Source organism: Photorhabdus hindustanensis (assembly GCF_002968995.1).
Taxonomy (GTDB): Bacteria; Pseudomonadota; Gammaproteobacteria; order Enterobacterales; family Enterobacteriaceae; genus Photorhabdus; species Photorhabdus akhurstii.
In genome coordinates this window covers 39,399-63,120 of sequence record NZ_PUWT01000052.1, presented here as the reverse complement: position 1 = coordinate 63,120, position 23,722 = coordinate 39,399, and the positions used below count along the sequence as shown (strand labels likewise).

23 protein-coding genes and 1 pseudogene are annotated in these 23,722 nt (G+C 44.1%); 14 read left to right on the top strand and 10 right to left on the bottom strand.

All coding sequences use genetic code 11. The features are described 5' to 3' along the window. From murD to lpxC, 9 genes are all read left to right on the top strand, one after another. Positions 1-1,311: a UDP-N-acetylmuramoyl-L-alanine--D-glutamate ligase gene (gene murD / locus C6H66_RS17950; protein WP_105396283.1), complete on the top strand. Its 1,311-nt coding sequence runs from the start codon at positions 1-3 to the stop codon at positions 1,309-1,311. Next, positions 1,311-2,504 (top strand): cell division protein FtsW, encoded by a 1,194-nt coding sequence (gene ftsW, locus C6H66_RS17945; RefSeq protein ID WP_046395699.1) that lies wholly within the window; start codon positions 1,311-1,313, stop codon positions 2,502-2,504. The genes murD and ftsW overlap by 1 nt, the downstream gene beginning before the upstream one ends. Next, the gene (gene murG / locus C6H66_RS17940) at positions 2,501-3,568 is read left to right on the top strand and encodes an undecaprenyldiphospho-muramoylpentapeptide beta-N-acetylglucosaminyltransferase (protein ID WP_046395698.1); all 1,068 of its coding nucleotides are present in this window, start codon (positions 2,501-2,503) and stop codon (positions 3,566-3,568) included. Before ftsW ends, murG begins: the two co-directional genes overlap by 4 nt. Before the next feature lie 55 nt (positions 3,569-3,623). Further along, the gene (gene murC / locus C6H66_RS17935; protein ID WP_105396295.1) at positions 3,624-5,099 is read left to right on the top strand and encodes a UDP-N-acetylmuramate--L-alanine ligase; all 1,476 of its coding nucleotides are present in this window, start codon (positions 3,624-3,626) and stop codon (positions 5,097-5,099) included. Beyond that, a complete protein-coding gene (locus C6H66_RS17930; RefSeq protein WP_046395697.1) occupies positions 5,092-6,012 on the top strand; it encodes a D-alanine--D-alanine ligase in 921 nt (306 codons plus the stop codon). The genes murC and C6H66_RS17930 overlap by 8 nt, the downstream gene beginning before the upstream one ends. Before the next feature lies 1 nt (position 6,013). After that, on the top strand, positions 6,014-6,820 hold the full coding sequence (ftsQ, locus tag C6H66_RS17925; protein ID WP_046395696.1) for a cell division protein FtsQ: 807 nt from the start codon (positions 6,014-6,016) through the stop codon (positions 6,818-6,820). A gap of 41 nt (positions 6,821-6,861) precedes the next feature. Next, a complete protein-coding gene (ftsA, locus tag C6H66_RS17920) occupies positions 6,862-8,118 on the top strand; it encodes a cell division protein FtsA (RefSeq protein ID WP_036777496.1) in 1,257 nt (418 codons plus the stop codon). A 63-nt stretch (positions 8,119-8,181) separates the two neighbouring features. Beyond that, positions 8,182-9,342, top strand: a complete 1,161-nt coding sequence (ftsZ, locus tag C6H66_RS17915) for a cell division protein FtsZ (RefSeq protein WP_036810822.1) — start codon at positions 8,182-8,184, stop codon at positions 9,340-9,342. 98 nt (positions 9,343-9,440) lie between these two features. Then, positions 9,441-10,358 (top strand): UDP-3-O-acyl-N-acetylglucosamine deacetylase, encoded by a 918-nt coding sequence (gene lpxC / locus C6H66_RS17910; RefSeq protein WP_046395695.1) that lies wholly within the window; start codon positions 9,441-9,443, stop codon positions 10,356-10,358. 95 nt (positions 10,359-10,453) lie between these two features. Here the strand turns inward: lpxC and C6H66_RS17905 are convergent, their stop codons facing one another. Continuing rightward, positions 10,454-10,972, bottom strand: a complete 519-nt coding sequence (locus C6H66_RS17905) for a DUF721 domain-containing protein (protein WP_105396282.1) — start codon at positions 10,970-10,972, stop codon at positions 10,454-10,456. 32 nt (positions 10,973-11,004) lie between these two features. On the opposite strand from C6H66_RS17905, the gene secM reads away from it, so the two are divergent. The 3 genes from secM to mutT all read left to right on the top strand — a co-directional run bounded on the left by secM (position 11,005) and on the right by mutT (position 14,840). Further along, positions 11,005-11,529: a secA translation cis-regulator SecM gene (gene secM, locus C6H66_RS17900; protein ID WP_046395694.1), complete on the top strand. Its 525-nt coding sequence runs from the start codon at positions 11,005-11,007 to the stop codon at positions 11,527-11,529. Between the two features lie 85 nt (positions 11,530-11,614). Next, entirely contained in the window at positions 11,615-14,326 is a 2,712-nt protein-coding gene (gene secA, locus C6H66_RS17895) for a preprotein translocase subunit SecA (protein ID WP_046395693.1), read from the top strand. A 121-nt stretch (positions 14,327-14,447) separates the two neighbouring features. Then, positions 14,448-14,840: an 8-oxo-dGTP diphosphatase MutT gene (gene mutT, locus C6H66_RS17890; RefSeq protein ID WP_046395692.1), complete on the top strand. Its 393-nt coding sequence runs from the start codon at positions 14,448-14,450 to the stop codon at positions 14,838-14,840. Positions 14,841-14,877: 37 nt separating this feature from the next. Here mutT and yacG read toward each other — a convergent pair whose 3' ends face one another. The 7 genes from yacG to nadC form a co-directional block, all read right to left on the bottom strand. Beyond that, positions 14,878-15,075, bottom strand: a complete 198-nt coding sequence (gene yacG, locus C6H66_RS17885; RefSeq protein ID WP_036777504.1) for a DNA gyrase inhibitor YacG — start codon at positions 15,073-15,075, stop codon at positions 14,878-14,880. A 30-nt stretch (positions 15,076-15,105) separates the two neighbouring features. Further along, a complete protein-coding gene (gene zapD / locus C6H66_RS17880; protein ID WP_046395691.1) occupies positions 15,106-15,858 on the bottom strand; it encodes a cell division protein ZapD in 753 nt (250 codons plus the stop codon). Next, positions 15,851-16,474: a dephospho-CoA kinase gene (gene coaE / locus C6H66_RS17875; RefSeq protein ID WP_046395690.1), complete on the bottom strand. Its 624-nt coding sequence runs from the start codon at positions 16,472-16,474 to the stop codon at positions 15,851-15,853. Before coaE ends, zapD begins: the two co-directional genes overlap by 8 nt. A gap of 91 nt (positions 16,475-16,565) precedes the next feature. Beyond that, positions 16,566-17,765: a protein transport protein HofC gene (gene hofC, locus C6H66_RS17870; RefSeq protein ID WP_105396281.1), complete on the bottom strand. Its 1,200-nt coding sequence runs from the start codon at positions 17,763-17,765 to the stop codon at positions 16,566-16,568. 2 nt (positions 17,766-17,767) lie between these two features. Continuing rightward, complete coding sequence (gene gspE / locus C6H66_RS17865; RefSeq protein WP_105396280.1) at positions 17,768-19,210, bottom strand: type II secretion system protein GspE; 1,443 nt, start codon at positions 19,208-19,210, stop codon at positions 17,768-17,770. 41 nt (positions 19,211-19,251) lie between these two features. Next, entirely contained in the window at positions 19,252-19,677 is a 426-nt protein-coding gene (ppdD, locus tag C6H66_RS17860) for a prepilin peptidase-dependent pilin (protein ID WP_036777511.1), read from the bottom strand. 201 nt (positions 19,678-19,878) lie between these two features. After that, positions 19,879-20,769, bottom strand: coding sequence for a carboxylating nicotinate-nucleotide diphosphorylase (nadC, locus tag C6H66_RS17855; protein WP_046395688.1), 891 nt, complete (start codon positions 20,767-20,769; stop codon positions 19,879-19,881). Between the two features lie 372 nt (positions 20,770-21,141). Between nadC and C6H66_RS27310 the strand changes: the two genes are divergently transcribed. After that, complete coding sequence (locus C6H66_RS27310; RefSeq protein WP_265340040.1) at positions 21,142-21,264, top strand: hypothetical protein; 123 nt, start codon at positions 21,142-21,144, stop codon at positions 21,262-21,264. Further along, positions 21,261-22,115 carry a beta-lactamase regulator AmpE gene (gene ampE, locus C6H66_RS17850; RefSeq protein ID WP_046396716.1) on the top strand — a complete coding sequence of 285 codons (855 nt, stop codon included), beginning with the start codon at positions 21,261-21,263 and terminating at the stop codon, positions 22,113-22,115. The genes C6H66_RS27310 and ampE overlap by 4 nt, the downstream gene beginning before the upstream one ends. A gap of 125 nt (positions 22,116-22,240) precedes the next feature. On the opposite strand, the gene C6H66_RS26945 is transcribed toward ampE, so the two are convergent. Both C6H66_RS26945 and C6H66_RS17840 read right to left on the bottom strand, forming a co-directional pair. Further along, the gene (locus tag C6H66_RS26945; protein ID WP_248000724.1) at positions 22,241-22,465 is read right to left on the bottom strand and encodes a hypothetical protein; all 225 of its coding nucleotides are present in this window, start codon (positions 22,463-22,465) and stop codon (positions 22,241-22,243) included. Between the two features lie 100 nt (positions 22,466-22,565). After that, positions 22,566-23,537 (bottom strand): annotated as a pseudogene (locus C6H66_RS17840) (fimbria/pilus outer membrane usher protein). Positions 23,538-23,722: the final 185 nt, after the last annotated feature.

The window sequence follows — 23,722 nt, the reverse complement described above, 5'->3', positions numbered from 1 at the left end:
ATGGCGGATTATTTGGGTAAAAAAGTCGTTATTGTCGGGTTGGGGCTGACAGGTCTCTCCTGTGTTGACTTTTTTATGGCACGAGGTGTGATCCCGCGAGTGATGGATACGCGTGCGGCGCCACCCGGTAAGGATAAGCTGCCCGATGGTGTTGAGTGTCACAGTGGAAGCCTGAATACGGGTTGGTTGATGGATGCTGACTTGATTGTTGTAAGCCCAGGCGTTGCTTTGGCAACGGCGGAATTGCAGGTTGCGGCTAATGCAGGTATTGAAATTGTTGGCGATATCGAGTTGTTTTGCCGTGAAGCAACAGCTCCGATAGTCGCTATTACTGGCTCTAATGGTAAAAGTACCGTTACCAGTCTTGTCGGTGAAATGGCGAAAGCGGCTAATTGGCAGGTGGGGGTTGGCGGTAATATTGGCCTGCCTGCATTAGAATTGTTGAAGAAATCTTGTCAGCTTTATGTCTTAGAACTCTCCAGCTTCCAGTTGGAAACCACATATGGCCTGAACGCAACAGCCGCCGCTGTGCTTAATGTGACTGAGGACCATATGGATCGTTATCCTCATGGGGTATCTCAGTACCGGGCGGCTAAATTGAGGATTTATTGTCAGGCGAAGAGATGCATTGTGAATGCTCAAGATCCTCTGACACTGCCTGAAACGGGTATGGACAGCCGTTGTGTCAGCTTTGGTGTCGATTGTGGCGACTACCAGCTTGATAGTGAAAATGCCTGTTTGAAAGTTCACAACCAATCACTGCTGGCGACAAATGAAATTAAGCTGACTGGACGACATAACTACGTCAATGGGTTGGTTGCATTAGCTTTAGCTGATGCGGTTGGTATTCCCCGTGAAGCCAGTTTGGCGACATTGACGGTTTATCCAGGGCTTGACCATCGTTTCCAACTTGTTCATTTGAACAACGGGGTGCGTTGGGTTAACGATTCTAAGGCGACCAATGTTGGCAGTACGGTGGCGGCGCTCGATGGTCTGAACCTAGAGGGCACGCTTTATTTGCTGTTAGGTGGTGATGGCAAGTCGGCAGACTTTTCTCCGCTCAAGCCTCTTCTTTGTGGGGATAAAATTCGGTTTTACTGCTTTGGTCGGGATGGGAAACGACTGGCGCAACTACGCCCGGAAATAGCGACATTAACTGAAACTATGGAACAGGCGATACGTGATATTGTTCCGCGGCTGGTGGCGGGTGACATGGTGCTGTTATCTCCTGCTTGTGCAAGCCTTGATCAGTTCCGTAATTTTGAACAGCGGGGTCATGAGTTTACTCGTTTGGCAGAGGAGTTGGGCTGATGTCTATTCCGGGATTCAGTAGATTAAAAGACTGGGTTATTGGTGGCCGTGAAACTGATGCCGCCAATATGGTGTTGTATGATCGCACACTGGTTTGGCTGACACTCGGATTGGGAATTATCGGCTTTGTCATGGTGACATCAGCATCAATGCCGGTTGGGCAGCGTCTTGCAGAAGATCCGTTTCTGTTTGCTAAGCGTGATGCGATTTATCTCTTGCTGGCTTTCGGGTTGTCATTGATCACACTGCGTATCCCGATGGATTTCTGGCAACGTTATAGCAATCTGATGCTGCTTATTTCCGTTATTTTGTTGCTGGTTGTTCTGGTGGTGGGAAATTCAGTAAATGGGGCATCGCGTTGGATTGCCATTGGGCCTTTGAGAATTCAACCTGCTGAGTTATCGAAACTTTCTCTATTTTGCTATCTCGCCAGTTATTTGGTGCGCAAAGTAGAGGAAGTGCGGAATAATTTTTGGGGGTTCTGTAAGCCAATGGGCGTGATGGTTGTGTTAGCGGTGTTGCTTCTGGCTCAACCTGACTTGGGAACCGTGGTTGTACTGTTTGTAACAACGCTGGCAATGCTATTTCTGGCTGGGGCAAAGCTATGGCAGTTTCTCGCGATTATTGGTTCAGGGGTATTCGCGGTGGTTTTGTTAATCATTGCTGAACCTTACCGTATACGCCGTGTAACTTCCTTTCTGGACCCTTGGGAAGATCCATACGGCAAAGGTTATCAATTAACGCAATCTTTGATGGCTTTTGGTCGTGGGGAATTTTTAGGGCAAGGACTAGGAAATTCAGTACAGAAATTGGAATACCTGCCGGAAGCGCATACTGACTTTATTTTCTCTGTTTTGGCAGAAGAATTAGGTTACGTAGGTGTGGTTTTGGTGTTGTTAATGATATTCTTCGTCGCTTTTCGCGCAATGACGATAGGTCGTCGCGCATTACAGATGGATCAGCGTTTTTCGGGTTTTCTGGCTTGTTCGGTAGGTATCTGGTTCAGTTTTCAGGCTCTGGTTAACGTTGGGGCCGCCGCAGGTATGTTACCAACTAAAGGGTTGACTTTACCTTTGATTAGTTACGGTGGTTCAAGTTTGCTGATTATGTCGACAGCTATCGTATTGCTATTAAGAATTGATTTTGAAACACGCTTGGCAAAAGCTCAGGCGTTTGTAAGGAGCCCCCGATGAGTGACAAAACCCGGCGTTTAATGGTGATGGCAGGTGGAACCGGAGGACATGTCTTCCCAGGGTTGGCTGTAGCTCATCATTTAAAAGACCAGGGCTGGGACGTTCTCTGGTTGGGAACAGCGGATCGGATGGAAGCCGATTTAGTACCGAAACATGGCATTGACATTGAATTTATTCAGATTTCTGGTCTGCGAGGTAAAGGGATCAAAGCATTGTTAGCTGCCCCGGTCCGAATTTTCAAAGCAATCCGTCAGGCAAAGGTGATTCTACGTCGCTATCAGCCAGATGTCGTGCTTGGCATGGGGGGATATGTTTCTGGTCCCGGCGGTATTGCTGCGTGGATGTGCGGTGTTCCGGTTGTGTTGCATGAACAGAATGGTATTGCCGGGCTGACAAACCGGTGGTTGGCTAAAATTGCTACGACTGTTTTACAAGCCTTTCCCGGTGCATTTCCAAAAGCCCCCGTTGTGGGCAACCCTGTTCGCGAAGATGTGTTGGCACTGCCTGTACCTAAACAACGTTTGGCAGGGCGTGAAGGTCCGATTCGGGTTCTGGTTGTTGGTGGCAGTCAGGGGGCGAGAATTCTTAACCAGGCAATGCCTGAAATTGCCGCCGGTATGGGTGATAAAATTACGCTTTGGCATCAGACAGGCAAAGGGGCTAAAGAAAGTGTTCAGCATGCCTATAACAATTCAGTTAAATGCCAACATAAGATTACTGAGTTTATTGACGATATGGCACAAGCTTATGCTTGGGCTGATGTGGTGATTTGTCGCTCTGGCGCGTTGACGGTTAGTGAAGTGTCTGCTGCGGGATTACCTGGGATTTTTGTGCCATTTCAGCATAAAGATCGTCAGCAATACTGGAATGCGTTACCTCTAGAAAAGGTTGGCGCGGCAAAAATACTGGAGCAACCACAATTTACGGTTGATGCAGTAATCGAATTGTTAACTCAGTGGCAACGGCCACAATTGTTGGAAATGGCGGAAAAAGCCCGTTCAGCAGCAATTGTTGATGCAACTGAGCGAGTATCGGCGGCATTAATCGATGCGGCAAAAAAGTAATTTAGACCGCCTTAAAAGGGGCGGTGAAGCAAACATACATAGTGAAGAAGAAAACGTGAATACACAACAACTGGCGAAATTAAGAGCTTTCGTGCCTGAGATGAGAAAAGTCAGGCACATCCACTTTGTTGGCATTGGTGGTGCTGGCATGGGGGGGATCGCCGAAGTGTTGGCTAATGAAGGTTATCAGATTAGTGGATCTGATTTGGCGCCAAACCCGGTAACTCGGCAACTGACTAAGTTGGGCGCTCAGATTTATTTTAACCATCGTCCTGAAAATATACTGGATGCCAGTGTGGTTGTGGCTTCAAGCGCAATCCAGGCGGATAACCCGGAAATTGTTGCGGCTCGTGAGGCCCGAATTCCGGTTATTCGCAGAGCGGAGATGTTGGCGGAACTCATGCGCTATCGTCATGGTATTGCTATTGCCGGGACTCACGGTAAAACAACCACAACGGCGATGATTTCTAGCATCTATGCACAGGCTGGCTTAGATCCCACTTTTGTGAATGGTGGTTTGGTTAAAGCCGCGGGAACACATGCTCGTCTTGGCAGTAGCCGTTATTTAATTGCGGAAGCTGACGAAAGTGATGCCTCCTTCTTGCATTTGCAGCCGATGGTGGCGGTCATTACGAATATCGAAGCAGACCATATGGATACCTATCATGGTGACTTCGAAAACCTGAAACAGACGTTTATTAACTTCTTGCACAACTTACCGTTCTATGGGCGTGCAGTTATGTGCATTGATGATCCGGTTGTCAAAGAGTTAATTCCTCGTGTGGGGCGCTATATCACGACGTATGGTTTTAGTGAAGAAGCAGATGTGCGTATTACCCATTATGTGCAAAAAGGCGCTCAGGGATATTTTACTGTCAGTCGTCAAGATATGGCGGATCTGAAAGTCGTATTGAATGCACCTGGTCGTCATAATGCGCTGAATGCTGCGGCGGCAGTGGCTGTTGCGACTGAAGAGGGGATTTCTGGCAGTGATATTTTGGCTGCGTTGGCAGGTTTTCAGGGAACCGGACGCCGTTTTGATTTTTTGGGCAGTTTTTCTCTGGAACATGTTAACGGCAAAGGTGGCAGTGTAATGTTGGTTGATGATTATGGCCATCATCCAACGGAAGTGGATGCAACCATTAAAGCCGCCCGTGCTGGCTGGCCGGATAAACGTATTGTGATGATATTTCAACCTCATCGTTATACCCGAACCCGTGATTTATACGATGACTTTGCCAATGTATTGAATCAGGTAGATGTATTGTTGATGTTGGATGTTTACTCTGCGGGTGAAGCGGTTATTCCGGGGGCGGATAGTCGTTCGTTGTGCCGTACTATCCGTAGTCGCGGTAAGTTAGATCCGATTTTGGTATCTGATCCGGCAAAGGTGACCTCTGCATTGGCACAGGTGCTGGATGGTAATGATTTAATTCTGGTTCAAGGGGCCGGCAATATAGGCAAAATAGCGCGTAATCTGGCTGAAACAAAATTACAGCCATCTTTGAATGAGGAAAAACACAATGGCTGAGAAAGTCGCGGTACTGTTGGGGGGAACTTCCGCTGAACGTGAAGTTTCGCTGTTATCGGGACACGCCGTGTTGGCTGGATTGAGAGAAGCAGGTATTGATGCTCATCCAGTTGATACAAAAGATTTTCCTGTGACTCAACTTAAAGAGGCCGGATTTGAGAAAGTCTTTATCGCGCTTCATGGGCGCGGTGGGGAAGATGGTACTTTGCAAGGTGTATTAGAATTTTTGCAGTTACCCTATACCGGTAGTGGCGTGATGGCCTCGGCACTGTCAATGGACAAATTGCGCACAAAACAGTTATGGCAAGGGATTGGATTGACTGTTTCGCCATATGTTTCAATGAATTCTCAGCAATTTGAACGATTGACGGATTTTCAACTCCAAGAATATGTAGCAGATTTAGGTCTGCCATTAATTGTTAAGCCAAGTCTGGAAGGTTCCAGTGTTGGTATGACTAAGGTTAATGAGATTTCGGAGTTGCGTGGCGCATTAGAGGCAGCGTTTCGTTATGACGTTGATTTACTGATAGAAAAGTGGTTGTACGGCCCGGAATACACGGTAGCTATCCTTGGCGATGCAGCTTTACCTTCTATTCGTATTCAACCCGCTGCTGTTTTTTATGATTATGATGCAAAATATCTGTCTGAAGAAACACAGTATTTTTGTCCAAGCGGCTTAAGTGATGAAAAAGAGCAGCAATTGGTAGAAATGGCGCTTAAAGCTTATCAATCAGTAGGATGTAGTGGTTGGGGACGGGTAGATATCATGATGGATAGTGATGGTGGTTTCTATCTGCTGGAGGTGAATACATCGCCAGGGATGACTGGTCACAGCTTGGTGCCGATGGCTGCGCGTCAGGCTGGATTAAGTTTTTCACAATTGGTGGCAAAGATTTTGGAGTTGGCTGATTGATATGTCTCAAGCGGCCCTGAAAGTAAGGGGACGGGATAATGAAAATAGCAGTTCTCGTCCTAGTAACGGCTCTTACCTGGCAGGGCTTATCTTCTTCCTGATGGTAATTGGGACCATTATTTGGGGAGGTTGGGCCGTCCTTAACTGGATGAAAGATGCGAACAGATTGCCTATTTCAAAACTGGTGGTAACGGGTGAGCGTCACTACACTACCAACGATGATATCCGGCAGGCAATTTTGTCATTAGGGCAACCGGGAACTTTCATGACGCAGGATGTGAATATCATTCAGCAACAAATTGAACGGATGCCGTGGATAAGGCAAGTCACTGTCCGTAAACAGTGGCCTGATGAACTGAGAATTCATCTGGTAGAATATGTTCCTTATGCACGCTGGAATGAAACACAGATGTTGGATGCTGAAGGTCAGGTATTCAGCATTCCGGCTGAATGGGAAGTTAAAGGGTATTTCCCGATGCTTTATGGCCCACAAGGTAATGAAAAAGAAGTACTTGATGGTTACCGAGCTATGGCTAAACTTCTCGCTGCCAATAAACTGAAATTAAAAGCGGCGGCAATGACGGCGCGTCGTTCTTGGCAATTGACGCTGGATAATGGTGTCCAGCTAAAGCTGGGAAGAATGGATACAACAGGCCGTATTAAGCGTTTTATCGAGCTTTATCCGCTGTTACAGCAGAACACAGAGAAAAGAGTGGATTACGTGGATTTGCGTTATGACAGTGGCGCAGCGGTAGGTTGGGCGCCTTTACCTATTGGTGATCCTAATGCTCCGGCCAAAGGGCAATAAACAATTACTGGCAATAATTATATGAGGCAGGCAGAACAACGATGATCAAATCGACGGACAGAAAATTAGTAGTTGGCCTAGAAATTGGCACAGCAAAGGTATCTGCCCTTGTTGGTGAAATTCTGCCCGATGGTATGGTTAATATTATCGGGGTGGGAAGCTGTCCATCCCGCGGTATGGATAAAGGCGGTGTAAACGACCTGGAGTCGGTTGTTAAATGTGTACAGCGGGCTATTGATCAGGCTGAATTGATGGCAGATTGTCAAATTTCCTCTGTTTATCTGGCGTTATCTGGAAAACATATTAGTTGTCAGAATGAAATCGGGATGGTTCCTATTTCCGAAGAGGAGGTTACTCAGGAAGATGTAGACAATGTTGTTCATACTGCCAAATCAGTTCGTGTGCGTGATGAATACCGAATACTGCATGTTATTCCGCAAGAATATGCCATCGATTATCAGGAAGGCATTAAAAATCCGGTGGGACTTTCCGGTGTGCGTATGCAGGCGAAAGTTCACTTGATTACCTGTCATAATGATATGGCGAAAAATATTGCAAAAGCCGTTGAGCGCTGTGGTTTGAAAGTCGACCAGCTTATTTTTTCCGGGTTGGCCGCCAGCTATGCTGTTTTGACCGAAGACGAGCGTGAATTGGGCGTTTGCGTGGTAGATATCGGCGGCGGGACGATGGATATTGCGGTGTATACCGGCGGAGCGCTGCGTCATACCAAAGTTATCCCTTATGCCGGCAACGTTGTCACCAGTGATATTGCTTATGCCTTTGGTACGCCGCCAAGCGATGCAGAAACGATAAAAGTACGTCACGGTTGCGCACTAGGTTCGTTAGTCAGCAAAGATGAAAGTGTGGAAGTGCCAAGTGTCGGGGGACGTCCACCACGTAGCTTACAGCGTCAGACGTTGGCTGAGGTGATTGAGCCGCGTTACATCGAATTACTGAATTTAGTGAATGATGAAATCTTGCGATTGCAGGAACAGTTACGCCAGCAGGGGGTTAAACACCATCTGGCTGCGGGTATTGTCTTGACTGGTGGTGGCGCTCAGATTGATGGCTTGGCTGAATGTGCCCAGCGTGTGTTCCACGCTCAGGTGCGTATTGGTCAACCTCTTAATATTACTGGTCTGACGGACTATGCGCAGCAACCCTATTATTCAACAGCTGTGGGGTTGCTGCATTACGGGAAAGCCTCTCATCTTAATGGTGATGCGGATATTGAAAAACATGCTTCAGTGAGTCGCTGGTTTAAGAGAGTCAGTAGCTGGCTGAAAAAAGAGTTTTAATTTTATACAGAGGCTGCGTTTTCTTTAGCCTCGATATAAAGGCACAAAGCGGAGAGAAACTATATGTTTGAACCAATAGAATTAACCAATGACGCGGTGATTAAGGTCATCGGCGTCGGCGGTGGCGGCGGTAACGCTGTTGAGCACATGGTGCGTGAGCGCATCGAAGGTGTCGAATTCTTTGCAGTAAATACGGATGCTCAGGCATTGCGTAAAACGGCTGTCGGCCAGACTATCCAGATTGGTAATGGTATTACTAAAGGTTTGGGAGCTGGGGCAAATCCGGAAGTTGGTCGTACTGCTGCTCAAGAAGATCGGGAGGCATTGCGCACCGCGCTTGATGGTGCGGATATGGTATTTATCGCTGCCGGTATGGGGGGAGGTACCGGTACTGGCGCAGCGCCTGTGGTAGCTGAAATTGCAAAAGAGCTTGGAATTCTGACCGTTGCTGTGGTGACTAAGCCTTTCAATTTCGAAGGTAAGAAACGCATGGCGTTTGCCGAACAAGGGATCACTGAATTGTCCAAGCATGTAGATTCATTGATTACTATCCCTAACGACAAGCTGTTGAAAGTGCTTGGCCGTGGCATTTCACTACTGGATGCTTTCGGCGCAGCTAATGACGTTTTGAAAGGCGCGGTTCAGGGCATCGCTGAATTGATCACGCGTCCAGGGCTGATGAATGTTGACTTTGCTGACGTGCGTACCGTGATGTCCGAAATGGGCTACGCCATGATGGGTTCCGGTATTGCACAGGGTGAAGATCGCGCAGAAGAGGCCGCTGAGATGGCGATTTCCAGTCCACTGCTGGAAGATATCGACTTGTCGGGTGCTCGTGGTGTTCTGGTTAACATTACTGCTGGCTTTGATCTGCGTTTGGATGAGTTCGAAACAGTGGGTAACACGATCCGCGCATTTGCATCTGATAATGCAACCGTCGTGATCGGTACCTCTCTGGACCCAGACATGAACGATGAGTTGCGTGTGACTGTGGTTGCCACCGGTATTGGTATGGATAAACGTCCTGAAATTACGTTGGTTACCAATAAGTCTTCTCAGTCAAGTGTAATGGAACACCGTCATCAGCACATGTCTGGCGGTATGTCTTCATTGTCTGAAGAAAATAAACCAGCGGCAAAAGTGGTGAATGACCAGAGCGTACAAACTAGCAAGGAGCCCGATTATTTGGATATTCCTGCATTTTTACGTAAACAGGCCGATTAATAGCTAAAAAATTGGATTCTCCGCTTTTTGTGCTAAACTCCCCCGCCAACCATAGTGTATAGTGGTTGGCAGGATGGATAACATTGCGAGATAAAACGATGATCAAACAAAGGACACTTAAACGTATTGTTCAGGCGACTGGCGTCGGTTTACACACCGGTAAAAAAGTCACGCTAACAATGCGCCCAGCACCGGCTAATACCGGGGTCATCTATCGCCGCACTGACTTGAATCCACCGGTTGATTTTCCGGCAGATGCAAAATCCGTGCGTGATACTATGCTCTGTACTTGCCTGGTAAATGAGCATGACGTGCGAATCTCAACGGTTGAGCACCTGAATGCAGCGCTTGCGGGGTTAGGTATCGATAATATTATTATCGACGTTGACGCGCCAGAAATTCCTATTATGGATGGTAGTGCCAGCCCGTTTGTTTTCCTGCTGCTGGATGCGGGCATTGAAGAGCTGAACGTAGCGAAAAAATTCCTGCGTATTAAGGAAACTGTACGTGTGGAGGAGGGGGATAAGTGGGCAGAGATGACACCTTATAATGGTTTCAGTCTGGATTTCACTATTGACTTCAATCATCCTGCGATTGATTCAAGCTCTCAACGTTACTGTCTGGATTTCTCGGCAGAAGCGTTTGTTCGTCAAATCAGTCGTGCACGTACATTTGGCTTTATGCGTGATATTGAATACTTACAATCTAAAGGTTTATGCTTAGGCGGCAGCTTTGATTGTGCGATTGTTGTTGATGACTATCGTGTACTTAATGAAGATGGCTTGCGTTTTGAAGACGAATTTGTCCGTCATAAAATGCTGGATGCAATTGGTGATCTGTTTATGTGTGGCTATAACATCATTGGCGCGTTTACTGCGTTCAAATCGGGCCATGCGTTGAACAATAAACTATTGCAGGCAGTTCTGGCGCAAGAAAGTGCATGGGAACTGATCACTTTCGAAGATGAAGCTGAAATGCCATTAGCTTTTCGTGCTCCATCAACTGTAATGGCGTAACTCTCTAGTGTGCTGAGAGTAATTCAATGATATATCAGTGAGTTATGTTATCAGTGATTTTGTTCTCGCTGATGTTTTTTACTCAGCGTTAGCGCTTATTTTTTAGCTGTGCTGGCACTCTCTCCGGCCAGTGCAGCTAATCGCTCTAATCTTTCCTTCAACTTTTTTGGGCTGCGGTTTGCTAGCACTATTAATTCTTTCGCACTCTCTTGACTTAACTGACGCATCGGTAACGTTTTGTGATCATTGCTCATCGTTTTTGCGAAGCTCTGCGCATTATTGCCATGCTTAATCATAAGTGATGGGTTAATCCTGATGTCGATAGATGACAATGATGGTAGAATTTCGCTTCTTAGTGTAGAAAGCAGCGTTGGCAGCTCGTAACGTAATCTGGTCATCCAACTGGCGTTTCCTGCTTCCAGTACCAGAATTTGTTTGCGATAATTAGCGACCCGACACCACGGATGTAATTGTGCGGGAAGCAAGCTGATAACGGCACGGTTGAGTTTTAACAAAGCGACGGCACGTTGCTGGATAACATGAAGCGGGCTTTTCTCAACGGCAGCGACGTCTTCAAAAAGAACATCTAATGATTGTGGGCGGCTATCGCGCATAATAACAGTAGCTCCGGTATGATGAAGGATTAATGGGTATTCTAAATCTTTGGCGACAATTTGGCAGACGTTATTTCTGGTCACATCTGTTATTAGGGGTGGTTGCGGCAAGTATTGGCGTTCCTACCATTTTAGCGGGTGCTGCCGATAATATTTCACAAACTAATACCTCCCCTAGCCAGAGTTGGCAAAATCAGGCTTTATCAGCTTTTGATAACCTATTCTCATTGCAGAATGTTCAACATCAGCCTGCCAATGGCGTTAATTACTGGCAACAACATGCGGTACGCAATGTGATCAGGCAGCTTTCTTTTGTTTTTTCTGTTTCTCAACCTATGAACGATGAAACAACAAAACAAAGTATCCGGTTAAGTTCTTCCAGTATTCAGCAGCTTGTACTAGAAACTCTGAATGCACTATTAACTCAGAAACCTAAGCCGCCTGAATCAGTTCCAGATATACCATTCCTGAATATTGCATCACAATCTTCTTATACTCCGACGTTTTGGATTGCTAAAGCCCAAGGTATCCGTGCAGGTCCTACTGCTTATCTCTGAATCTTCGTTTTTTTACAAATTCCGAAATAATAAATAACTATTTGTTGGCTGCGAGATAACGGCCTTATCTGAGATGTAATTAACTATGCTGATTAAATTATTAACAAAGGTTTTTGGTAGTCGTAATGACCGTACACTGCGTCGTATGCGTAAAGTTGTTGATGTGATCAACCGCATGGAGCCAGAGTTTGAAAAATTGTCTGATGATGAATTGAAGGGTAAAACTGCCGAATTTCGTACCCGTTTAGAAAAGGGGGAATCGCTGGAAAATTTGTTGCCTGAAGCATTTGCAACAGTACGTGAAGCGAGTAAGCGCGTGTTTGCTATGCGTCATTTCGACGTTCAGTTATTGGGGGGGATGGTTCTGAATGAACGTTGTATTGCTGAGATGCGTACTGGTGAAGGTAAAACACTGACAGCGACTTTGCCTGCTTATTTGAATGCATTAACAGGGCGTGGTGTTCACGTAGTCACAGTGAATGATTATCTGGCACAGCGCGACGCTGAAAATAACCGCCCACTGTTTGAATTTTTGGGGTTGAGCGTTGGTATTAACCTGCCAGGTATGCCGGCACCTGTTAAACGCCAGGCATATGCGGCGGATATTACTTATGGTACTAACAACGAATATGGCTTTGATTATCTTCGTGACAACATGGCGTTTAGCCCGGAAGAGCGTGTGCAGCGTAAATTACATTATGCGCTAGTGGATGAAGTTGACTCCATTCTGATTGACGAAGCGCGGACGCCATTGATTATCTCTGGCCCCGCGGAAGATAGCTCTGAACTTTATATCAAAGTCAATAAGTTGATCCCTAAATTGATTCGTCAGGAAAAAGATGATTCAGAGACTTTCCAGGGAGAAGGTCACTTTTCTGTCGACGAAAAGTCCCGTCAGGTTAACTTGACGGAACGCGGTTTGGTTTTGATTGAACAATTACTGTCGGAAGCCAAATTGATGGAAGAAGGTGAATCCCTATATTCGCCAACCAATATCATGCTAATGCACCATGTTACGGCTGCGTTACGTGCCCATGCGTTGTTTACCCGCGATGTTGACTATATCGTGAAAGAGGGTGAAGTCATTATTGTTGATGAACATACTGGCCGTACCATGCAGGGGCGTCGTTGGTCTGATGGATTGCATCAGGCTGTTGAAGCTAAAGAAGGTGTAGAAATTCAGAATGAGAACCAAACCCTGGCTTCTATCACTTTCCAAAACTACTTCCGGTTGTATGAAAAACTGGCGGGTATGACCGGTACAGCCGATACAGAAGCATTTGAATTTAGCTCTATTTATAAGCTCGATACCATTGTGGTGCCGACAAACCGCCCAATGATCCGTGATGATTTGCCGGATCTGGTTTATATGACCGAAGCTGAAAAAATTGAAGCTATCATTGAAGATATCCGCGAACGTACCGATAAAGGGCAGCCTGTATTGGTGGGGACTATTTCTATTGAAAAGTCTGAACTGGTTTCTCATGAACTGACTAAAGCGGATATCAAGCACAACGTACTTAACGCCAAGTTTCATGCAATGGAAGCGGATATTATTGCTCAGGCTGGTCAAGTGGGCGCGGTAACTATTGCGACTAACATGGCTGGTCGTGGTACGGATATTATGCTAGGCGGTAGTTGGCAGGCAGAAATTGCTAAACTGCCAGAACCAACAGAAGCTCAGATTGAAGAGATTAAAGCTGCATGGCAGGAACGTCATGATATGGTTCTGGCCGCAGGCGGTTTGCATATTATCGGTACGGAACGTCATGAATCTCGTCGTATTGATAATCAGTTACGTGGGCGTTCCGGTCGTCAAGGGGATGCGGGATCGTCCCGTTTCTATTTATCAATGGAAGATTCACTGATGCGTATTTTTGCCTCTGATCGTGTCACCGGCATGATGCGTAAACTGGGTATGAAACCCGGTGAGGCAATTGAACATCCTTGGGTAACCAAAGCCATTGCCAATGCTCAACGTAAAGTGGAGAGCCGTAACTTCGATATACGTAAGCAATTGCTGGAGTACGATGATGTTGCTAACGATCAGCGTCGTGCTATTTATGCTCAACGTAACGATTTGCTGGATGTGAGTGATGTTAGTGAAACCATTAGCAGCATTCGTGAAGATGTATTTAAAGCAACCATTGATGCTTATATTCCCCCTCAATCTCTGGAAGAAATGTGGGATGTGGAAGGTTTGCAGCAACGTTTAATGACTGATTTCGATTTGGAGTTGCAGATCAAAGAGTGGTTGGATAAAGAGCCTGAACTACATGAAGAGACGTTGCGTGAGCGTATTCTTGAACAGGCTGTTGAAGTCTATAAACGTAAAGAAGAGATTGTTGGCATTGAAATGATGCGTAACTTCGAAAAGGGTATCATGTTGCAGACTCTGGATATGTTGTGGAAAGAGCATCTGGCAGCAATGGATTACCTACGTCAGGGTATCCATTTACGTGGTTATGCTCAGAAAGATCCAAAACAGGAATATAAACGTGAATCTTTCGCTATGTTTGCAAACATGTTGGAATCGCTGAAATATGAAGTGATTAGTACATTGAGCAAAGTTCAAGTGAGATTGCCGGAAGAAGTAGAGGCATTGGAGCAACAGCGCCGGGCGGAAGCTGAACGTTTGGCAAGGCAACAGCAATTAAGCCATGAAGTTGAAAAAGGCGCATTGATGTCTACAACAGAAGCACAGATTGCCAGTGGCGCTCGTAAAGTAGGCCGTAATGATCCTTGTCCTTGTGGATCGGGTAAAAAATATAAACATTGCCACGGGCGCTTGCAGTAATGATAAAAAGGCGGGAAACCGCCTTTTTGCTGTTAGGTTTAAGCGAATAACGTTGGATGTAGCATTTGGTTATTGGTCGTTGATCAATCAAAAGAATAATAGATGAAGAAGTAAGAGTAATATGGAAAAGAAACACCTACATATAGCCGCTGGGATTATTAGAAATACGCAACATGAAATTTTTATTACTCAGCGTCATGCTGATGCCCATATGGGTGGTTTCTGGGAATTTCCTGGCGGGAAAGTTGAGAAAGAGGAAACGCCTGAGCAGGCTTTAGTACGTGAATTACAGGAAGAAATTGGTATTACTGTTACTCATTATGAGCTGGTAAAAACGGTTGAACATGATTTTCCTGACAGGTTGATTACCCTGTATTTCTTCTTAGTGGATGGATGGGAAAATGAACCTTTCGGTAAAGAAGGGCAACTTTCTCGGTGGGTATTACAGAAAGATTTAATTGCTGATGAATTCCCGCCAGCTAATCGCAGTATTGTTGCATTACTGACTGCTTGAGTTGTTAATAGCCGCATTATAATAACGCGGCTATTTGTTATTGCTCAGGTTGTTCACTCCAATCATCGCTATCGGAATTTTCACTTTGGCTTGGTATCCGTTTCTCTTCATTTGCCCACCCGCCTAAGTCAATTAATTGACAGCGCTTACTGCAAAATGGACGATATGGGCTTATTTCTCCCCAAACTACGGTTTTACCGCATGTTGGACATTCAATCGTTAATAACTCAGACATAATAACTTTCCTAATAATTAGTTTGTCATATTAGCAACAGGCTAATTCAAATGGTAAATGGGCAGGCACGAAGCCTTTTTCATTATCCAATGGTAAAAAACGGATAGCAAACCGGGTCTTATGACCGGAAATTTGAGGAAACAGTAAAGGTTTTAATGGCAAACGTAACCTCAGTAAATCTGCGCCTTCTGCCGTATTCTGATGAAAACCGTTTTTACTGATTTCTGAACGAAAAATAGCGGATTGGCGGATGAGTTCTAAAATACTTTCTAGTGCTTGTTGGAGAGGTAGCAAACTATCAATCCAGAATGCGACCATTTTATCCCTTTCTGATTGCGGTAAATGGAGCCATAGATGCAGAGTGGGTAGATCAAAACCACAACAACCACTTGGAATACTGAGACGTTGGCGCACCATACTGATAATTTTATCTTCTTTCAGGGATTGTCCCAGCCGTGGTGCTTTACTTAATGCGATAGCTCGCTCTTTCAATTTCAATCTGAAACTATTGACGATATTAATATCAACATCGGGTATTTCAGCCCATTGCTTTAACTTTGCCTGTTGGCGTTCTAGTTCTTTTAGCAACTCTGAACGTACTTCCCCTCGTTCTAGCACTTCAAGTAACTCAGTCACTGTGCGGAAGAAGGCGAGGCTGCTTGCTAGTGAGTCTAAATGGCGTTGACTGGTGAGTTGTTGCAGAGAAGATTCAATTCTCAACCATGCCCGCATTTTTTCATTCAGTGGGTGTTCAAAAATGATTGTAGAGGTTGTGTCACTCATCATGATTATCCTGCCTGGCTGATCCAGCTAACCTTAAATATTGTTGATGTAGTTCGGCAACACGAGGAGCAATTGCCTGTACGTTATCATGATTTGAGATAATGTCATCGGCATAAGCCAGCCTCTCGCTACGGGATGCCTGGGCAGCCAAAATATTTTCAACCTGTTGGTTGCTAATGCCATCGCGAGTGGCTACCCGGCTGATTTGTAATTCAGGTGAAACGTCAACGACTAGAATCCGATCTGCCAGATGCCCCAAATTATTTTCGACTAATAATGGAACAACCCAAATAACATAAGGTGTGGTTATCTGTTTCAATTGCCGTTGGGTTTCTTGATGGATTAGAGGGTGAAGAAGTTGATTAACCCACTGTTTTTCTTGTTTGTTTGTGAATATTCTTTGGCGTAACAGTGCTCGGTTAAGGCTGCCATCGGGTATCAATATGTCATGACCAAAGTGTTCTGTGATGGCTTGTAGAGCAGGCGTTCCAGGAGCAACGACTTCTCTGGCAATAATATCTGCATCAACAAGAGGAACGCCAAGAGCTGCAAAAGCATTGGCGATAGTGGTTTTACCGCTGCCAATCCCACCTGTGAGTGCAATAATATAAGTCATCCTATCCCTTAATATTACTTGATACTATTTCGGGATTGTAACCGAAAGGAGGCAGATGACCTAGAGACAAAGCGATGGAATCGTTTTTACCTTAGGTGAGTATCGTACCTAGCTGAAAAATGGGTAAATACATTGCGAGCAATAGTGTACCGACAATAATTGCTATTATGACTATAAGTATTGGTTCTAATAACTGGGTCATATTATCAGAAATTTCCAATGCTTGTTGTTGGTACCAGTTAGCGAGATTTCCTAATAACAGTTCCAGATTGCCAGATTCTTCGCCAACACTGACAAACTGTTGACACAGAGCAGGAAAACAAGATTGTTGTTTCAGTGTTTCGCTCATTGGTATTCCTTGATTAATTTGAGCTCGTAAGAATTTAGTTGCTTGCAGAAATACTGGATGATTTATTGATGCAATAGCACTGTCTAACCCTGCGGTGAGTGTCAGACCCGCTTTTTGTGTCATAAACAGGATATGGAAAAGTTGCCCTAATTGCTGGCAACTAATTAATTTTGCAATAACGGGTAAACGTAACATCAGATTTTTTTCACGAGTGATCCATATTGTATGACGTTGACGTAATTGTAGATAAAATAGAAACAGTATAATTAGTCCAATAACACCATAGCCACCATATTGAATTAGCCAGTTGGAAGTTATTAATAAACTACGAGTGAGCAGGGGAAGTTGTGCGTCAAATGAATGGTAAATATGTTCAAATTCGGGTAAAACAAAAATAAGCATCAATAAAATAATGATGCTGGCAACAATGATAATAATCAAAGGGTAACGCAATGCCTTTGCTATTTTCTTCTGTAATTTATCTTGTTGCTCCTGTTGTTTAACTAATAATTGACAACAGATTTCTAATTGCCCGGTCAATTCGCCAACGGTAATAATTTGACAAAATAAAGGAGGAAATAGAAATGGATAATCTTTTAATGAGGAGGAAAATGATTCTCCACGGGTAATTTTCTTGCTAATATCTAATAATACACAGTGCCATAGTGGATGATCGCATTCACGAATAAGAATATTGAGGCAATTTAGTAATGGCATTCCTGATGATAATAGTGTTGCCAATTGACGAATAAAATTCAGACGGTAAGCAACTTGTTGTTGATGATAAAATATCAATTTTTCACATTTTATATTATAAGGTTGTAATCCAGAATGAATAAGTTGCTGATATAAAGATTTTCGGTTATCACATAGTGATTTTCCTTTTGATATTTCGCCTTTGTTGTTCACTGCTTGCCAATTATAAAGATAATTAATTTTCATTATTATTCCTGACCTGTAACTTGATAAATTTCTTCTAATGTAGTGATGCCTTGTTCTACTAATAAAATACCGGATGAAAGTAAAGTATCTTTTCTTTGAGCTATAATAGTTTTTTGCCCATTTTGGGAGTTCTGTTCTGATAATATCTGTTTAATATCATCTGTTATTTCTAAAAACTCATAAATAGCTGTTCGACCGTAATAACCGGAAAAACAATGCTCACAACCAACGGCCAGCCATTGCTTAATAAATAGAGAATTATTTTCAGTATTAATAATAGTTTCTTCTGTTTGTTGTTTGCGGCAATGAAGACATAATTTTCTGACAAGCCGTTGGGCGATAATTAATTTGATACAAGAAGCAGCCATATAACCTGAAATACCCAGATTTTGTAGGCGAGATAATGTATCTATGGTTGAATTAGTATGCAATGTAGAAAGAACCAGATGACCTGTTTGCGCCGCTTTTACTGAAATTTCGGCTGTTTCGCTATCACGTATTTCTCCCACCATAATGACATCAGGATCTTGGCGTAATAGTGCCCGTAATACTTTGGCAAAATTGAGATCAATTTTGCTGTTAGTTTGTGTCTGGTTAATACCGTTCAATGGGATCTCTGCTGGGTCTTCTACACTGCAAATATTCTTTTTATTCTGATTCAGATATTGTAAACAGCTATATAAAGTCACAGTTTTTCCGCTACCTGTCGGTCCAGTGACTAAAATCATTCCTTGTGGTAACGCGAGTTTTTGTCGAAGCTGATTTAGTAGTTGCTCAGGAATACCTAATTGATCTAACGACAGTTGTTGCATGGTATTCAATATTCTAAGCACAACTTTTTCTCCATGTATTGTCGGCAAGGTCGCCATACGAATAGCATAGTTGTGTCGGGTGTCAGACCAATCAAATTGTCCATCCTGAGGCAGCCGTTTTTCAGCGATGTTTAATTTAGCCATTATCTTAAGGCGTGCGGCAATGCTTGCATTCATTTGAGGAGATGGCGAAGACAAGAGGTGTAATGAGCCATCAACCCGGATACGAATACGGTAACCTTGTTGGAATGGTTCAAAATGAATATCGGATGCACGCCGTTGAATTGCAGTTAATAAAGTTTGATTAATAAGTTGAATAACGGGCGCATCATTTTCATCTGTATTGGTATCAGCGATAAGTGGTAATAACGAGGACTCTTCCTCTGGTACACGAATGAGTGAAATATTTTGATGTAATATTGACTCAATTCTTGCCAGTGGCCAAATTTCTACATTAACGATACGTCCGGAAATAAATCGTAATGCTGATAATAAATCATCATTAGGTAATTCGTTACTGGCAATTGTTATCGCATTATCATCTTTTTTTATTACAACAGATTGGTGGCGTTGACAAATATCATGGATTTCTCTTTCCATCAATGTGTTTTCTGCCATTGAAAGTGAGTTCATTGTTGTTTCCTGTGTAAAGATGTATTAATAAGAGTAATAAATTAAAATTCAAATATTTCCTGACAACGATTTTTTAATGAATTGTTTGTCGATTCACATTTAATGTTCCATTTAATTGTACCTATTTGTGTATTTTGTGTCGGCTTTAATGTAATGCTGAGGTTTTTAAGACTTTTTTCCCCGTTAATGGTAACTTCCCCATTTTTAACTGAAATGCTCTCGATATATCTACTGTTATGATCTTTTGGAATTGACATTGCTCCTGCATTGCAACCCATGAAATCTTCAGTTTCAAAACCGCAAAGTTCTATACCTGATTTATAAGGTACAATATTTTGTAGTATATCTGTTAAAGCGGCTTTCTGGATATATCCTTGATAACTAGGAATACCAATAGCACTTAAGATGGAAATGATAGCAATAGCAACCATAATCTCCATTAAAGTAAATCCTTGTTGTTGTTTCATATTTCTTCTCCGTGTTGTGGTGTTGCGATATAGAGAATGAAGGAAAGAGAAAAAAATGAAATAGGATAGATGAAGGTTATGGAATTGACTCGAAAAAGAATTTATGAATTGCAAGGTTTGCAAAAATATTTACGGTGGTGTTCGCAAATTTTCGATCTACCAATTGCTGATTTACACCACCATCAATATTATTATTGCTAATTACTGAAAGCGCATGGAGAGATCTAATGCTCTAATATGTTTGGTGAGTGCTCCAACAGAAATGAAGTCGATGCCTGTTTCAGCATAGCTGCGCAGAGTATCCAGGGTGATATTGCCGGATACTTCTAAAGGGACTTTACCTGATGTGATAGCGACGGCTTCTTTCATCATTGGAATAGTAAAATTATCTAGCATAATAATATCAACATTAGCTTTTAGTGCCAGAATGAGTTCATCTAGCGTTTCTACTTCGACTTCAACAGGGACATCAGGATGAGAATAACGAGCTTTATCTACTGCCTGTTTAATAGATCCATTGGCAATAATATGGTTTTCTTTGATAAGGAAAGCATCGAATAATCCAAGGCGGTGATTATTACCACCTCCGCAAAGTACGGCATATTTTAGGGCGGTGCGTAATCCCGGTAGCGTTTTGCGTGTATCAAGTAATTGGGTTTTTAAACCGGCAAGACGGTGAACATAATGACTAGTTTCTGTTGCAACGCCAGAGAGAGTCTGAATAAAGTTAAGAGCGGTGCGTTCACCGGTCAGTAATATTTGTGCTGGGCCTCGTAATATGCAAAGTTTTTGGTTGGCTGTAATTGTATCACTATCTTTAACTAACCATTCAATGGAGATTTGGTCGCCTAATTGAGTAAAGACTTCATTCAGCCATTGTTGTCCACAGAAAATACCATCTTCCCGAGTGATAATGACTGCGGTGGCTTGTTTATCTTCGGGAATTAATTGGCCGGTAATATCAGAAGTGAAATTTGTATTTCCGCCCAGATCTTCTTTTAGTGCGAGGGTTACACTGGTGGGAATGTCGTTCTGCAAGTGTTCCATAAGAACAGCACGACGCTGATCTGTATTGCAATTTTGTTTTGTCATTAAAAAGCTCCAGAGGTGATAACAATATTAATGGTCTTAACATGCTACCCTGTTGTGTAGTGAACAACTACTATCTTGGTTTTATCATCTGGGTTTAAGAAGGAAAAAAATGTGGTTGCATGATGAATTGAGTGAGAAAAATTCTTTCACACGATTCGTGCCCACAGGGTGAGCAACCGTTTTATTGGTTATTCATCATATTGTCTCCAGAAAAGTTTTGTTGTACTGACACAATGACTTATGGGTAGACCCGAATATATACCCTATGGATTTCAAGATACATCGCGGCGGCAAGGGAGCGAATCCCCGGGAGCATAGATAACTATGTGACCGGGGTGAGTGAGTGCGGCCAACAAAGAGGCAACTTGAAAGATGACGGGTATAAAAGAACATATCACTGGCTATAATGATGTTGTTCTGGGAAGAAAAATTGATCTGGGACTTTATTTCGATTGGACACATTACCAGCAATTGTTACAGGAGCGGAAAGAATGACTCTCTTTATACTGTTGTTAGTGTTGGCGTGGGAACGGGTTTTTAAAATGGGTGACCATTGGCAATTGGAGCACCGTCTTGAGCCATTGTTTACCGATTTGAAGTCTTTTTCGTTATGGAAAAGCCTTTTAATGACGTTAGTAGTCATGATGATTACATGGGTATTGATTGAAATATTAAATGATTTTATGTTCGGCCTTTTTGAACTGGTTTTATGGGTGTTTATTTGTTTGCTGTGCATCGGAGCGGGGCGCTTACGGCATGATTATCGTGAATATTTTCGTACTGTTCATCAGGATAATAGGGAACAACAAAGAGAATATCTTACTCATTTCGCAATTATTCATGGTTTACCTTCTGATGCCAGCAAAGAGAATATGTTGCGAGAGATACAAAATGCGTTGCTGTGGATAAATTTTCGCTATTATCTGGCGCCGATTTTTTGGCTGATTGTGGCGGGTGAATTAGGGCCAGTTGCTTTAATGGGATATTGTTTCTTAAGGGCTTATCAGGGATGGTTGGCACAATATGGTACACCGGTTCAGAGAGCGCAATCTGGCGTTGATGGTTTGTTGCATTGGTTGGATTGGATCCCTGTTCGTCTGGCTGGCGTTGCTTATGCTTTATTAGGGCATGGCGAGCGGGCTTTACCGGCGTGGTTTGCTTCTCTTAGTGATTTAAGAACTTCACAATATAAGGTGCTTTGTCAGCTTGCTCAATTTTCATTAAGTCGCGAACCCCATCTTGATTCAATTCAAACGCCCATTGCTGCGGTGATACTGGCGAAAAAAGTGACTTTCTCTGTCATCGTTGTCGTTGCCTTACTGACAATTTATGGGGCATTGGTTTGATGCGTTGGTTTAATGACTCTGATTGGTTCGGGTTTTATTCATCCCTATATGGAGTCGTTTGGCTTACCTTTAGCTATTAGAGCCGATTTATGCAGCGCCGACTGGCGCTGCAACAATTGCAACAACTAAGCAGAGGGTTCGATGAAGTCAATATCCGACCATACTGAAATAACCGCAACAGCTCGAGCTAGCCCTCCGGCGCCGTCAGTTTTCAACAGAACTGGTATAACAGACAATTGAGTCGATGCCGCGTAGTTATCGTTCCCTTGTTTGACGTATCTTGCGTTCTCCCCTTCACCTCGGTGCCCGGTACTGAGTGATAAGGGTTTGTGGGCTGCATCAGTAAACATGAAGGCGACATCCTCTATTGAAGAGGCTAAGGCATTCGGTTTCCCCGGAACAAATGGTCCATCGATCCGGTAGAGTAAGCGTGAATTTTGAAATACATCATCATCGCCGGAGCAGGTGCAGCTTATCCCTATTTGCTTTTTTGATTATCACTGTCAGGTTGCCCGCACTCCCGGTGGTGGTATAGAGGTCGGTGAACCGAAACAGCCCCGGTGCTACGGTGGTTTGATACACGATATTGCCATTCTAGAATACCGTCACCTGCGCATTGGAGTTCGCCGCACCGGTGATCCCCGGGGTAAAACCGCGCTGACTGTCAGGTAACATGGTCTCCTCGGAAGCCAGTTTCATGCCCCGAAATGGGATACTGTAAAAAATATCGCCACCGGTATAGGTTTCACCGGCGGTGAACTCACTGCGCAGTGCTGGGATGTCACGTTGCAGGTAGGTATTGTTGACCTGCCATTGAGTCTGTGCCGGCGTGGAAAAACTGGAGGCATCTTCGTTGCGCTGACGATTGTAACTGTAGGTTTGCGGGCTGCGCAGACGCCACAGTTCCAGATTCAGCCCATTACGAAAAGAAGCAAACAGATTACGGGAACGTGATCCTTCCCAATTTCCCTGATTGTCATAATGCCTTTCCGAGCCATTGACGGTGTAGTTCATCAAAAAAGCCGGGATCTCAGGACCCCACAGTGACGGGTCAACCGTTCCAGAATAACGGGGCTGCATGGCGCTCTGAGGGACGCAGAGATAAAGACGTAAACGGACAAAATCCAATGTCGCGTGGGCGTGCGGGATCTGTTTCGTCAGCTCGGTGATGGGACTGTCATCCACTTTACCCTGAAAAGCCGGTAACTCGCGAGTATTGACCCCATACCCTTCCAGTTGTGCGACGGTTAATACCGGCTGGAGATGGCCGTTAACCAGCCTGAATTCAATCTCGCGGCTGTCCACCTTATTCTGGTTCATGTAGACATCCACCAGATAGCGCCCGGGTGCGACATATCTCGCGTTTTCATACGCCGAGAGATCGACATGACTGTGTTCACCATCAGCGCCCATTAGGAACATGGGATTAAAGTATTCCCGCGCCGAGGCGGGCAGGGTCGTTGCCGTCAGTGAACACAGCAGACATAGGTATACCGGACGGGGCCAGAAACTGCCCGGTTGACCGGGTGCGTGTTGGTTATCCGCCCGCAGTGCAGGCGGAAATGAAGTTTTTGTTGCCATAGCTCATCTCTGCTTATAATTAAGCC

Bases quoted from the DNA above. Each gene is read 5' to 3' on its own strand.
- hofC (WP_105396281.1), bottom strand. From the start codon at position 17,765: ATGAAAATTAATTATCTTTATAATTGGCAAGCAGTGAACAACAAAGGC.
- nadC (WP_046395688.1), bottom strand. From the start codon at position 20,769: ATGACAAAACAAAATTGCAATACAGATCAGCGTCGTGCTGTTCTTATG.
- ftsW (WP_046395699.1), top strand. From the start codon at position 1,311: ATGTCTATTCCGGGATTCAGTAGATTAAAAGACTGGGTTATTGGTGGC.
- C6H66_RS17930 (WP_046395697.1), top strand. From the start codon at position 5,092: ATGGCTGAGAAAGTCGCGGTACTGTTGGGGGGAACTTCCGCTGAACGT.
- secA (WP_046395693.1), top strand. From the start codon at position 11,615: ATGCTGATTAAATTATTAACAAAGGTTTTTGGTAGTCGTAATGACCGT.
- zapD (WP_046395691.1), bottom strand. From the start codon at position 15,858: ATGAGTGACACAACCTCTACAATCATTTTTGAACACCCACTGAATGAA.
- C6H66_RS26945 (WP_248000724.1), bottom strand. From the start codon at position 22,465: ATGTTTACTGATGCAGCCCACAAACCCTTATCACTCAGTACCGGGCAC.
- murD (WP_105396283.1), top strand. From the start codon at position 1: ATGGCGGATTATTTGGGTAAAAAAGTCGTTATTGTCGGGTTGGGGCTG.
- lpxC (WP_046395695.1), top strand. From the start codon at position 9,441: ATGATCAAACAAAGGACACTTAAACGTATTGTTCAGGCGACTGGCGTC.
- C6H66_RS17905 (WP_105396282.1), bottom strand. From the start codon at position 10,972: ATGCGCGATAGCCGCCCACAATCATTAGATGTTCTTTTTGAAGACGTC.
- yacG (WP_036777504.1), bottom strand. From the start codon at position 15,075: ATGTCTGAGTTATTAACGATTGAATGTCCAACATGCGGTAAAACCGTA.
- ftsQ (WP_046395696.1), top strand. From the start codon at position 6,014: ATGTCTCAAGCGGCCCTGAAAGTAAGGGGACGGGATAATGAAAATAGC.
- C6H66_RS27310 (WP_265340040.1), top strand. From the start codon at position 21,142: ATGACGGGTATAAAAGAACATATCACTGGCTATAATGATGTTGTTCTG.
- secM (WP_046395694.1), top strand. From the start codon at position 11,005: ATGGGTATTCTAAATCTTTGGCGACAATTTGGCAGACGTTATTTCTGG.
- coaE (WP_046395690.1), bottom strand. From the start codon at position 16,474: ATGACTTATATTATTGCACTCACAGGTGGGATTGGCAGCGGTAAAACC.
- ampE (WP_046396716.1), top strand. From the start codon at position 21,261: ATGACTCTCTTTATACTGTTGTTAGTGTTGGCGTGGGAACGGGTTTTT.
- ftsA (WP_036777496.1), top strand. From the start codon at position 6,862: ATGATCAAATCGACGGACAGAAAATTAGTAGTTGGCCTAGAAATTGGC.
- mutT (WP_046395692.1), top strand. From the start codon at position 14,448: ATGGAAAAGAAACACCTACATATAGCCGCTGGGATTATTAGAAATACG.
- ppdD (WP_036777511.1), bottom strand. From the start codon at position 19,677: ATGAAACAACAACAAGGATTTACTTTAATGGAGATTATGGTTGCTATT.
- ftsZ (WP_036810822.1), top strand. From the start codon at position 8,182: ATGTTTGAACCAATAGAATTAACCAATGACGCGGTGATTAAGGTCATC.
- murG (WP_046395698.1), top strand. From the start codon at position 2,501: ATGAGTGACAAAACCCGGCGTTTAATGGTGATGGCAGGTGGAACCGGA.
- gspE (WP_105396280.1), bottom strand. From the start codon at position 19,210: ATGAACTCACTTTCAATGGCAGAAAACACATTGATGGAAAGAGAAATC.